The sequence below is a fragment of the Chloroflexus sp. genome, from assembly GCF_049970315.1.
Classification (GTDB): Bacteria; Chloroflexota; Chloroflexia; order Chloroflexales; family Chloroflexaceae; genus Chloroflexus.
In genome coordinates, this window is record NZ_JBMFNE010000013.1 from 72900 (window position 1) to 84026 (window position 11127).

11 protein-coding genes are annotated in these 11127 nt (G+C 54.4%); all 11 read right to left on the reverse strand.

The genetic code is table 11. The annotated features are described in order from the left end of the window. Nucleotides 1–16: 16 nt before the first annotated feature. The 11 genes from ACP5OT_RS10590 to aroH all read right to left on the reverse strand — a co-directional run bounded on the left by ACP5OT_RS10590 (nucleotide 17) and on the right by aroH (nucleotide 10632). Nucleotides 17–1780 (reverse strand): peptide ABC transporter substrate-binding protein, encoded by a 1764-nt coding sequence (locus ACP5OT_RS10590; protein ID WP_424675379.1) that lies wholly within the window; start codon nucleotides 1778–1780, stop codon nucleotides 17–19. 137 nt (nucleotides 1781–1917) lie between these two features. Next, nucleotides 1918–2889: a P1 family peptidase gene (locus ACP5OT_RS10595; protein WP_424675378.1), complete on the reverse strand. Its 972-nt coding sequence runs from the start codon at nucleotides 2887–2889 to the stop codon at nucleotides 1918–1920. Further along, a complete protein-coding gene (locus ACP5OT_RS10600; RefSeq protein WP_424675377.1) occupies nucleotides 2886–3398 on the reverse strand; it encodes a zinc ribbon domain-containing protein in 513 nt (170 codons plus the stop codon). Before ACP5OT_RS10600 ends, ACP5OT_RS10595 begins: the two co-directional genes overlap by 4 nt. A 102-nt stretch (nucleotides 3399–3500) precedes the next feature. Next, a complete protein-coding gene (locus tag ACP5OT_RS10605; RefSeq protein WP_424675376.1) occupies nucleotides 3501–3827 on the reverse strand; it encodes a cyclic-di-AMP receptor in 327 nt (108 codons plus the stop codon). 29 nt (nucleotides 3828–3856) lie between these two features. Continuing rightward, entirely contained in the window at nucleotides 3857–4534 is a 678-nt protein-coding gene (gene tmk, locus ACP5OT_RS10610) for a dTMP kinase (protein ID WP_424675375.1), read from the reverse strand. A 147-nt stretch (nucleotides 4535–4681) separates the two neighbouring features. Beyond that, complete coding sequence (locus ACP5OT_RS10615) at nucleotides 4682–6304, reverse strand: R3H domain-containing nucleic acid-binding protein (protein WP_424675374.1); 1623 nt, start codon at nucleotides 6302–6304, stop codon at nucleotides 4682–4684. A gap of 6 nt (nucleotides 6305–6310) precedes the next feature. Continuing rightward, the gene (locus ACP5OT_RS10620) at nucleotides 6311–7306 is read right to left on the reverse strand and encodes a hypothetical protein (RefSeq protein WP_424675373.1); all 996 of its coding nucleotides are present in this window, start codon (nucleotides 7304–7306) and stop codon (nucleotides 6311–6313) included. Further along, nucleotides 7303–7875 carry a pyridoxal 5'-phosphate synthase glutaminase subunit PdxT gene (pdxT, locus tag ACP5OT_RS10625; RefSeq protein ID WP_424675388.1) on the reverse strand — a complete coding sequence of 191 codons (573 nt, stop codon included), beginning with the start codon at nucleotides 7873–7875 and terminating at the stop codon, nucleotides 7303–7305. Before pdxT ends, ACP5OT_RS10620 begins: the two co-directional genes overlap by 4 nt. Nucleotides 7876–7922: 47 nt before the next feature. Then, nucleotides 7923–8804, reverse strand: a complete 882-nt coding sequence (pdxS, locus tag ACP5OT_RS10630) for a pyridoxal 5'-phosphate synthase lyase subunit PdxS (RefSeq protein WP_015941652.1) — start codon at nucleotides 8802–8804, stop codon at nucleotides 7923–7925. A gap of 206 nt (nucleotides 8805–9010) precedes the next feature. Then, a complete protein-coding gene (aroF, locus tag ACP5OT_RS10635; RefSeq protein ID WP_424675372.1) occupies nucleotides 9011–10024 on the reverse strand; it encodes a 3-deoxy-7-phosphoheptulonate synthase in 1014 nt (337 codons plus the stop codon). A 188-nt stretch (nucleotides 10025–10212) separates the two neighbouring features. Next, nucleotides 10213–10632, reverse strand: a complete 420-nt coding sequence (aroH, locus tag ACP5OT_RS10640; RefSeq protein ID WP_424675371.1) for a chorismate mutase — start codon at nucleotides 10630–10632, stop codon at nucleotides 10213–10215. Nucleotides 10633–11127 lie beyond the last annotated feature (495 nt).

Here is an 11127-nt window from a genome sequence, read left to right on the forward strand (position 1 = left end):
CTCGGCATTCTTTGCGTTACCTGAGTTGCCACTCGCTAATGTTCCACGTAAACGGTGCAATCGGATCAAGGCGCCAACCCGACAAACCATCACGCGCCACGAGCACATCAATCCGCTGAAAGAGCGGCAGCACCGGCAACTCTTGGGTAAACAACTGCTGTTGGCGTAAATACGCCGCCTTTTGTACTTCTGGATCAAGCACCGTCGTTGCCGTATTAATCGCCTCATTCGCCTCAAAGAAACACCAACCGGCAAAATTATTGCCCGTCCAATTGTTCGCCTCGCCCGGCACACCGGCACAGCTCCACAGCTCCCAACCACGAGGGTGCGGACCGGCAATCCAACCAAACAACGCCAGTTGGAAGGTGCGCCGGTAAAGTGGGCCATCGACACTATACAACTCGTTCACCGGCAACGACGTCACTTCAACTTGAATCCCGACCTGCGCCAGATCGTTGGCAATCCGCTCGGCGACGGCTTGACGTAGCGGCGAGTTGGCGCTTGTTACCAACGAAAGTAACAACGGTAAACCTTCATACTCCCGCCAACCATCCCCATCGGTGTCGACCAACTTTGCTTCATCAAGCAGACGGCGTGCTTCATCGGGATTATACGGGTAGCGCGTAATCTGATCGAGCGGTGGATACCCAAGCTGACCGGGCAATATCCAACTCTCGAGGACGTTACTCTTCCCACCTAACAACTGCTCCACAAGCAACGGGCGGTTAATCGCATACGCAATCGCTCGCCGCACGCGAATATCTTGCAGCAGCGGTACATCAAGGTTGAAATCGAGATGCTCCCAAATTGGGTTCGGTGATGTGCTGACCTGAAACCCACGGTTATCGCTCTGCAATAAGCTGGTTAAGAGTTCCGGCGTCGGCTGCTCAATGAAGACAAGATCAAGGCTGCCACTGTTGACCAATTCGATCAACTGCGCCGGATCGTTACGAAACACGAAGAGTATCGTATCAAATGGAGCTTTCGGTCCGGTGTAATAGGGATTACGCACTAACTCCAACGAACCGCCGTCGAAACTGCGGATCATATAAGGGCCATAGCCGACCGGACGGCGGGCAAAATCGCTTTGCCAGATTTGTTTCGGATCGACATCGCTCAGTAAATGACGAGGTAGCGGTATCCAGAAACTGGTCAGATAGGCCGGATCGGTAACATCAGGATTGAGCACAGCACGGGTCGTATGCTCATCAACTTGCTCATAGCGGGCAATCATCGCCAACCGACTAGCAGCCGCTTGACCGAGATCGGCGCTCTGTGCTAGCTCATAGGCAAAGACCGAATCGGCAGCCGTCACCGGTGTACCATCAGACCAACGCAGTTCAGCGTTCCAATGAAAAGTCACACTAACTTGGGTTACTTCATCGGTCTGTTCAGTCGGTGTATCGGTAATCTGGCCCAGTGCATCACGAAAAACAGTCACCGTTGTTGTAACGACATCACCGTTGGCCAAACTGGGCAAGTCCGTTAATACACCGGTAGTTTGCAGCGTAAAATTCACCGGTAAAAGCGGTGAAGGAAAGATCAACTCGGTAATCGCCCCACTCAACCGCTCATCGGTTGGCGTACTGTGGTACGGCAATAGATCAGGAGGTTCGGCAACCAATCCGATCCGTAGTATTCGCTCGGCGGATAGCGTTCCTGTCGGTGTCGGTGTCACCATTACAACCGGTGTATTTTCCAGATTGGTTAACTCGACCCGACATCCGGCAACTGTTACCAATCCCCAAAGGGCTACAATAACTATCAGTAAACGCTTCATGGCGTATATCATTCGCTTAAAAACGGTAGTTGATGATCGAGACGATAATCCGTGACATCCCAACCTAGCCTAAGAGGGCCAAGACGATGACACGTTAACGTCACTGTGATTGTGTTTTTGCGTGTGATACGCAACAATCAGGCTGATGGCACATCACGCGCTGCCGGAACACCGGCTACCGTCGTTGCAGCTTGGACAGCACGTACAATCGCGATCGCAAGCACATCGGCAGCTACAGCACCGAGCGTTACCAAAGGGGGCGCTTCGTAGACACCGGTAGAAAGGGCAAACACGGTATCTCCATCAAACGGCGAATGAGCCGGACGAATAGCGCGGGCCAGCCCATCCTGCGCCATAATTGCCAGGCGGGTTGCCGCAGCTTTATCCAATCGAGCATCGGTTGCCACAACCGCAATCGTCGTATGTTGGCCGGTGGTATCAGCAAATGATTGTCGGCTCAACCCTCCACGCAACAACGCACCGGTACCTACCAATGTTTGATTAGGGCCGCGTGCGCCGGCGATGATCCGTCCTTGTGGATCAACCACATCACCAAACGCATTCACGACCACCAATGCGCCAACCGTTACCCCATCGGCAAGCGTTTCACTCCACGTCCCCACACCACCCCGCATTGCCGTGTTCATACCACCAACTTTACCCACAGTTGCTCCGATCCCGGCGCCAACACTACCTTCAGCTACACTCGTATCAGCCGCAGCACAAGCTGCATAGCCCATTGTCGCATCGGGCCATACATCAGCACGTCCGATACCGAGATCGAAGATCACTGCTGCCGGGACAATTGGCACTTTGGTGAGGCCAACATCAAAACCGTACCCCCGCTCGTAGAGCCACGACACTACTCCTGTGGCGGCGGCCAACCCAAACGCACTACCACCCGTCAATACCACCGCATTAACCTGCTGAACCAGATTCACCGGATTGAGCAGATCCGTCTCACGGGTACCGGGGGCACCACCGCGCACATCAACACCTGCGGTTGCACCATCTGGTGTCAACACAACCGTCACACCGGTCAATGCAGCAGTATCGGTAGCGTGACCGACCAATACGCCTTTCACATCGGTAATAGCCGGTACCTTCATTGTTTACTTACTCCTACCGATGGTACCACGGGTTGGGACTCTGCCCGCACCGTAGCGACACCACGGGTCTGACTTGATCCACAATACGGGCAAATACGCCATGTCAAATCGATGACTCTACCGCACGTATCGCAATGCCGGCGCAACTGGGTATGACAGTGAGGACAGATAATAAAATCCGGCTCAATCGGACGCTGACATTCGGGACACACCAGTTGATCTTCAAGATCGCGACGGAGAAACTCCTCTTCGAGCGTGCGTTCGTATTTCTCGGCGAGGGTTTGTGGTGGACGAAGGATCAAATGGAGGGGAATACCGAGGAATGGCAACAACAGCACAATACCGACTGCTAACACCTGGACTGAAACATCCTCGGTACGACGACGAATGTCGCGATAGGCCCACAACACAGAAGCTGCCCACAGCAGCACTGCATATGCCCCTAAAACGATCGCACCAAGGCGTAGCAAGGGCAAAATATTGGCAATAAATTCCTGGATTGCTTCCATAAAAAGTAAAGCCGTTTCTAAACGGTAAAACTTCTATCCGTATTGACTGAAGCTATTCAATTCAATCGACTCGCGCCTCAACCGATTGACAAGTGTCCCGCATTATAACCTACGAGTCTGGGCACGCAACACAAACACGGTGGCACCGCCCACTTGAACCTCGAGTGGTGCTGGCGGATAAAACTCACCCGACTCGGCAATCGGTGGCATTGGCGAAACGTAACGTGTGCGGGTCGAACAATGTTCACGGATGATATTGATGACCGGATTAACCTGCTGATCCTCGACACTAAGCAACAGTGTCACATTCCCTTCGCGCAAAAATCCACCCTGACTACTGAGGCGGGTCACGCGATACCCATGTTCGGTCAGCGCTTCCACCAAATTAGTTGCATCTTGCGATTGAACGACAGCCAGAATGAGGCGCATGGCGTCCACCCTAGTTCTCAGGCTACGCATCATCGCGTAGCAAGCGGCGTAATCCGAGCCAATAGCGGCATCACGGCATGCCAAATTTGTTCAGCCAGTTCATCAACCGGCTGATCGGCATCGAGTGCATGCCAGCGTTCCGGTTCCTGTTTCATTAACTCAACGAATCCGTGCGCAACCCGCCGATGGTAAGCCAAATCACGAGCATCTAGACGGTTCCATTCAGCCGACTGCCCACCTCGTTCCGAACGCTCACGGGCATTTTGCTTGCGTTGCAAGCCGATTTCCACATCAATTTGCAGGTAAAACGTAAGATCGGGCTTAAGCCCTCCGGTCGCTACCTCGGTAATCACCCGCAATTCTTCGAGATCACGCCCCAACCCGTAGCCCTGATACGCAAATGTCGAATCGGCATACCGGTCACACACTACAATCCCACCGGTCGCCAGATAAGGTCGGATCAATTCACTGACCAACTGTGCACGTGCTGCCGAAAACAACAATATTTCGGTAGTGGGAGCCATTTCCGTATGGCGCAAATCGATCAAAATCCGGCGGATCAGTTCTCCAATTCGGGTACCACCCGGCTCGCGTGTCAAGATAACCGGATAGCCCGCAGCTTGCAAACGCTCATAAAGGCGGCGTGCTTGTGTGCTCTTGCCGGCTCCCTCTGGCCCCTCAAACGTGATAAACAACCCACGGTGCATACTATTGCCATCAACCCGTTGCAGTTACCTACGTTAAGGATAGCCGATCTTTGCCAATCTGTCGATTGCCTGTTCACTGTGCGGGTCTGGCGTCGTGCCATTCCTCATCACGGCATTGGGCTGCAATGTCGCAATGGGGAATGTTCTTTACCGAAAGATCTTCACCCGCCGGTTTGGATCATCGCCACGGCTCTCTGAACGTAGATTGTACCGATCGGCCATTTGATGTTGTAAGCGGCGAATATAACTACTCCGCGGCGTCAATTCTACCGCATTGCGTTCACCGTTGATAACTTGCGCAATCGCCTGTTCAGTCTCGAGCAATGCCTCTTCGATCACCGAATCACTACGCGAATACTCGGCTTCATCATCAAACATCTCGCGCAACTGAAAGACTTGGGCTAATTGACGTTCCATCTGCGTGATCGTATTGTTGCGCAACACATACACCGGCACCCCCTGTTCCTCAGCTTGCCGCAACTGGTGCGAACTCTGCCGGTAATAGTTTTTCAGTGTCATTACTAAGGTTGCATCTTTTAAGTCACGCACAATAACGGCGGGTACCCGCAGTCGTTCAATCGCATTTTGCAATCGGTTGCGGCTCACACCAAACGGGAAGATACGCTGGGGTGGCACGGTAGTAACCGAACCGGCCGTACTACCATTCCGATCGCGCAAACGTGGACCGTTTGTCCCCATCTGCGACTGTTCACGCCCATTCCGACCACGTCGGAAACCAAACGCCGGGGCATCGATCAGCATTCGCCGTACCGGCTCACGCCGCACCGTACCGTCCGGCTCGCGGATGCGTTGCTCACATGGCGGCTCCTCACCGCGCAAAATGGCATCAACCGCCGCTGCCACATCCGGGTAGACGGTCACGCTATCCCACGACTGAATCTCAACCAGAATGCTAAACGTCGGTGGCGCTTTGCGTTCGAGCACCGTCTTTTGCGTTCCACGCCGACGCGCCTCTTCATCACCAAGCGTCACTGCCTGGATCCCACCCACCAAATCCGACAGGGTGGGGTTAATCATCAGATTATCGAGGGTATTGCCATGCGCCGTACCGATCAACTGCACGCCACGTTCGGCAATAGTACGCGCGGCAGCAGCTTCCAATTCGGTACCGATCTCATCGATTACAATCACTTCAGGCATGTGATTTTCAACCGCCTCGATCATCACATTATGCTGTTCGGACGGTCGCGGGACTTGCATACGGCGGGCACGACCAATACCGGGATGGGGAATATCACCATCACCGGCAATCTCATTCGAGGTATCGACGATCACCACCCGCTTACGCAACTCATCACCGAGCACTCGCGCCGTCTCGCGCAACAGCGTCGTCTTACCGGTACCCGGCTTACCGAGCAGCAAAATACTCTGCCCGGTTTCAACCAAATCGCGAATAATATCAACCGTACCGTAGACTGCCCGGCCAACGCGGCAGGTCAAGCCAATAACCACACCACGGCGATTACGAATGCCCGATATGCGATGCAGGGTGCGAGGAATACCGGCGCGATTATCTTCACCAAACTCACCGATGCGGGCAATGACATAATTGATATCTTCAGCGGTCACCTCCCGATCGCTCAAGAATAGTTCGTGACCACGATAGCGTGCTTCAGGCAGACGGCCCAGATCCATCACGATCTCGAGCAAATTATCCTGATCGTTAGCTTTCTGGATCGCGTCACGTATCGCTGGTGGCAATGTTGCTAATAGAAGCTGAATGTCATTGACAGTGTCCGTCACAGCCATAATCGCTTAGCACTCCTCCTGCCTTGTTGGAGGCCAAACATACCGTCGCACCGATATAGGTGGTTCCAACCCCACCTCGAGCGATGGCGCCAACACCGCCCGCCGAATCGGTACAACTGTATGTTTGACAAGTAATATCTGCTCACCAACCGGTTGAAAACCCAGTCGGATTGCTGGTTCAAACAATTCTTGCTGATACTCACGTAAGATCAAATAGACCGGGCGGCTATCGCTCAGTTGGGCAAGCCCAAAGCGTAAAATATCGACTACTTGATCACGCGCTTCCGGCCGAATCAACAATGAGAAGACGTGACCACTCGGCCCACTCAACAAGCGCAGATAGGCCACCAGATCATCATCAGGCCCTAAGACCCACGCCTGCCGACGCACCAGCGAATAAGGTTGGTTGATCGTCCAATGGCGAGCATTACGTACTTCTGCCTGCTGAACAACATGCGGTGCGATCATGCCGTAGAGTTTGTGAATAGCCCAATGATCACGCCGCGACTGCATACGCATTGGCGCCAGCCGTGTACCCTGATCCCAGTCGGGGCCTGAGAGATGGAACAGGTGACGATGGGTATACACCTGAAAACCGACCTGCCGAAAGATTTCACGCAGTTCATTGTGCTGGCTCGGCAATGCGGCATAGAGCCGCTGCACTGAATGCTGCGCTGCATCGATGCAGAGGCGGTGGAGGAGGTGGAACCAGAGCTCGTAATCACTAGGTACCTGTTCACTGCGGGTACCGCTAGTAGCCAGATAGATCACATCTTGTTCTGGACGACCGAGACGACCCATTGCCTGAACGAGAGCCAAACTACCATGTTCGGCCAGCACCAACGTTGTGCGTTCACGATGATTACCGGCCAAGATGCTCTGTAACGCAAACCAAAGTGGCCGATGGCTGTAAGCCAACAGTCGTTCGGTATAGAGCACGTGTTGGCAGCGAGGTTTACGCCGCAGCGACCACATATCGCTCAGCGTTACGGCTCGTATCATAGTTCCAGGAAGAGTCGGTGGACTCGATCATCATGGGTTAACTCGGGATGAAAGGTCGTCGCCAGCAAACGACCTTGGCGGGCAGCAACAACACTGCCATCTTCCAACCAGCCCACTGCTTCGCATCCCTGACCGAGCGCCATAATCCGCGGAGCACGGATAAACACGCCGGAAAGCGGTGCCTCGCCGATGATCGGCATCGTAATCGGTGCCTCGAAGCTATCGAGCTGGCTCCCATACGCATTTCGTCGAATCGTCAGATTCATCAAGCCTAAGGTGGGTTGACCACCTTGCTTCTGATCCACTACTTCATTCGCGAGCAGGATTGCACCGGCACAGGTACCCCAGATCGCTAAATCGTGACCACCGCGCGCCTGGATCGGTTCGAGCATCTGGTAGATTGCCAACAGCCGGCCGATAGTTGTACTCTCGCCACCGGGGATAATCAGGCGGTCAACCTGGGCAAGTTGGTGCGGTAACCGCACCTCAATCGGCTCAATACCTATCCGACGCAAGACCGCACAGTGTTCGCGAAAATCGCCTTGTAATGCTAATACTCCAACTGTCATACTCATCGGGTGCGGACGGAGTAACACTCCGCCCGCGGCCTCCTCAGCTACCATCCACGCCGAGCCATCAACTGCTCAGCAGGAATCTGATCGATGTTAATCCCAACCATAGCCTCGCCGAGGCCTTTACTCACCTCAGCGATGATTTCTGGATCGTTGTAATGGGTCGTTGCTTCCACAATGGCGCGTGCGCGCTTGATCGGGTTACCGCTCTTGAAAATACCAGATCCGACAAAGATACCATCAACACCAAGCTGCATCAACAAGGCAGCATCAGCCGGAGTGGCAATCCCACCGGCAGCAAAATTGACGACCGGCAGCTTGCCTTCCGTAGCTACTTGCTTGACCAGCTCATACGGTGCTTGGATCTGTTTGGCGTAAGTAAACAGTTCATCTTCGTTCATCGACTGCAAGCGGCGAATTTCACTGTACACAGCGCGTGCATGACGAACTGCCTCCACGACATTACCGGTACCGGCCTCGCCTTTGGTGCGCAGCATCGCTGCACCCTCGGCAATTCGGCGCAGGGCCTCACCCAAATTGCGGCAGCCGCATACGAACGGCACTCGGAACTTATGCTTGTTAATATGGTGCTCTTCGTCGGCCGGCGTCAAGACCTCACTCTCGTCGATGTAGTCGACACCGATTGCCTCTAGCACCTGTGCCTCGACGAAGTGACCGATCCGCGCTTTTGCCATGACCGGGATGGTTACAGCCTGTTTGATCGCCAAGATCAGCTCTGGATCGCTCATCCGTGCAACACCACCTTGAGCGCGAATATCGGCCGGTACCCGTTCAAGTGCCATCACCGCCACTGCACCGGCTTCTTCAGCGATCCGTGCTTGCTCAGGCGTCACCACATCCATAATGACGCCACCTTTAAGCATTTGCGCAAGCCCAACCTTCGTCGTCCACGTCGATTTTTCCATATTGCCTCACTCAAACCTCGCCAGATGTTGTAGATCTCGTTACATAATTGTACCACGCTGTACCAGGTCGGGCAATGCGACGCAGGGCGGAGGTAGATGGATGGCAGAGCCGCTCGCCGGGTGGCTCTGCCTGTCTACCATCACCTAAAGCGCAATACACTACGACAAACTCACATGCGAACATCTAGGCCACATTCCGAATGTTGCTACCGTCGCCCAACGACCTGTGCGACCGCCCGTAGTTTCGGCATCAAATTCATGAAGTTTTCCGGGCTGAGCGACTGTCCACCGTCCGACTTAGCCCGATCGGGGTCAGGATGAACCTCGATGATCACTCCGTCAGCGCCTGTTGCAATCGCTGCCAATGTCAACGGTGGTACCAAATACCATTTGCCGGTACCATGACTCGGATCGACAATCACCGGTAAATGCGAGCGTTTCTTGACCACCGCTACGGCGTTCAGATCAAGGGTATTGCGTGTTGCCGTCTCGAACGTGCGAATACCACGTTCGCACAAAATAATGTTGGGATTCCCCTGCGCAATGATGTATTCTGCCGAAAGTAACCACTCCTCAATTGTCGCCGATAATCCGCGCTTCAGCAGCACCGGCTTGTCACTGCGCCCAACCTCCTCTAGCAACTGATAGTTCTGCATATTGCGCGCCCCGATCTGCAGTACATCGGCGTACCGCGCGACCAGCTCAACATCGGCCGGGGTCATAACCTCGGTAACGATTGGCAAGCCGGTCTCTTCCCGTGCCTGTGCCAGCAACTGTAACCCCACCTCACCCAAGCCACGGAAGCTGTAGGGAGAGGTTCGCGGTTTGAATGCGCCACCCCGCAACATATTTGCTCCCGCTTCGCGTACAGCACGCGCGGTAGCCATAATTTGCTCTTCACTCTCGACCGAGCACGGCCCGGCGATGATCGCCAGATGCCCACCCCCCACTTTCACATCACCGACCTGCACGATGGTATCGGTCGGTTTGACTTCGCGGGAGACCAACTTATAGGGTTGCGTAATCCGCAGCGTCTCTTTCACGCCGGCGAAATGCTCAAGCTCTTCGCGTAACGTGGGAGGGATCGATGCACCAACAACAGCAATCACCGTGCGTTCTTCACCGACAGTTAAATGGCCGCGCAAGTTATACTCACGCAGCCGTTCCAACACCGCATCAATCTGACTTGGAGTCGAATTAGTTTGCATGACAACAATCATAGAACGGTCCTCCTCTGCAGGATAGGTACAGGAATCGGTAGTCAACTCGAGCCTTATCTGCCCGCAGTTACGAAGGGAATGGGCCGCACACCCGATGAGGCGAGTACTCCACGTTGCTTGAAGTGGGGATAATTCTATCGCCTTAGGCTGATCGCACCGTTGCGTCACGTTCGTTGGGTGACGACAACTCATTGTTCTTCCTCCGACAACGTTGATGTAACCATACGGAAGGCACTCATCAATGCGGCGCGTTCAGGCCTTAGACCATGTGCGCCGCGGATATAGACATGGACAATTTCATCGGCACGCTTGGTCGTATTCCAGTGGATCAAGACGCGAATACAGCGTGGCAAGCTGCCCGGCACGGCCATTTCGTGGCCGCAAAGCAGTGCAGTATCCACCCATCCAATCGCCCGCGCTGCCACAGCCGGAAACTCGGCATTGAGATCGGGAGTGGTGGTAAAAATGGCGCTGGCAATGTCTTCCGGCTTAATGTCGTTAGCTTCGATCAGCAACGTGAGCAGTTCGTGCGTGGCAGCCAAAATCGCCTCGCGCGTGTTTTCCTCACAGGTGGTCGCTCCTCGTACTCCGCGGCAACGAACGTCCATTACCTTCCTCCTCGGCAACAACAGAGGGGGCGCGAGGTTGCTTCGCCTCGCGCCCCCTTTTGCTTGCTCTGTACTCTCTTGCGCCTTTCAGGAAATGCGAAGCGACCAGTCCAATTGTGGGCTGGTAAAGTAGAAGAAGTAGGTGTAAAAGCGCGAACCACGCATAATACTGCTTACCTCATTCTTCCCGCTTCGACGGGGGAAATATACCATAGCCGCGGCAGTTCGTCAAGCAGGCTGTAGAACCGGACAGCTAACCGGCTCGGCAGAGAACGCTAAGGATTTAAACGCAAAGGCGCAGAGAACGCGAAGGACGCAAAGAATCTAAACGCAAAGGCGCAAAGATCGCAAAGGGCGCGAAGGGCGCGAAGGGCGCGAAGGGTTTTTGATGATTGGGTACAAGCGCGCTGGAAGCACCCTATCATATCCCTTCGCGATCTTTGCGTCCTTCGCGTCTAAGATGATGCCACGCCATGGTGCAGAAAGGATGTTAGC

What these genes read in the sequence shown, in the direction of transcription:
- ACP5OT_RS10590 (WP_424675379.1), bottom strand. Translation starts at nt 1,780, where the DNA reads ATGAAGCGTTTACTGATAGTTATTGTAGCCCTTTGGGGATTGGTAACA.
- ACP5OT_RS10595 (WP_424675378.1), bottom strand. Translation starts at nt 2,889, where the DNA reads ATGAAGGTACCGGCTATTACCGATGTGAAAGGCGTATTGGTCGGTCAC.
- ACP5OT_RS10600 (WP_424675377.1), bottom strand. Translation starts at nt 3,398, where the DNA reads ATGGAAGCAATCCAGGAATTTATTGCCAATATTTTGCCCTTGCTACGC.
- ACP5OT_RS10605 (WP_424675376.1), bottom strand. Translation starts at nt 3,827, where the DNA reads ATGCGCCTCATTCTGGCTGTCGTTCAATCGCAAGATGCAACTAATTTG.
- tmk (WP_424675375.1), bottom strand. Translation starts at nt 4,534, where the DNA reads ATGCACCGTGGGTTGTTTATCACGTTTGAGGGGCCAGAGGGAGCCGGC.
- ACP5OT_RS10615 (WP_424675374.1), bottom strand. Translation starts at nt 6,304, where the DNA reads ATGGCTGTGACGGACACTGTCAATGACATTCAGCTTCTATTAGCAACA.
- ACP5OT_RS10620 (WP_424675373.1), bottom strand. Translation starts at nt 7,306, where the DNA reads ATGATACGAGCCGTAACGCTGAGCGATATGTGGTCGCTGCGGCGTAAA.
- pdxT (WP_424675388.1), bottom strand. Translation starts at nt 7,875, where the DNA reads ATGACAGTTGGAGTATTAGCATTACAAGGCGATTTTCGCGAACACTGT.
- pdxS (WP_015941652.1), bottom strand. Translation starts at nt 8,804, where the DNA reads ATGGAAAAATCGACGTGGACGACGAAGGTTGGGCTTGCGCAAATGCTT.
- aroF (WP_424675372.1), bottom strand. Translation starts at nt 10,024, where the DNA reads ATGATTGTTGTCATGCAAACTAATTCGACTCCAAGTCAGATTGATGCG.
- aroH (WP_424675371.1), bottom strand. Translation starts at nt 10,632, where the DNA reads ATGGACGTTCGTTGCCGCGGAGTACGAGGAGCGACCACCTGTGAGGAA.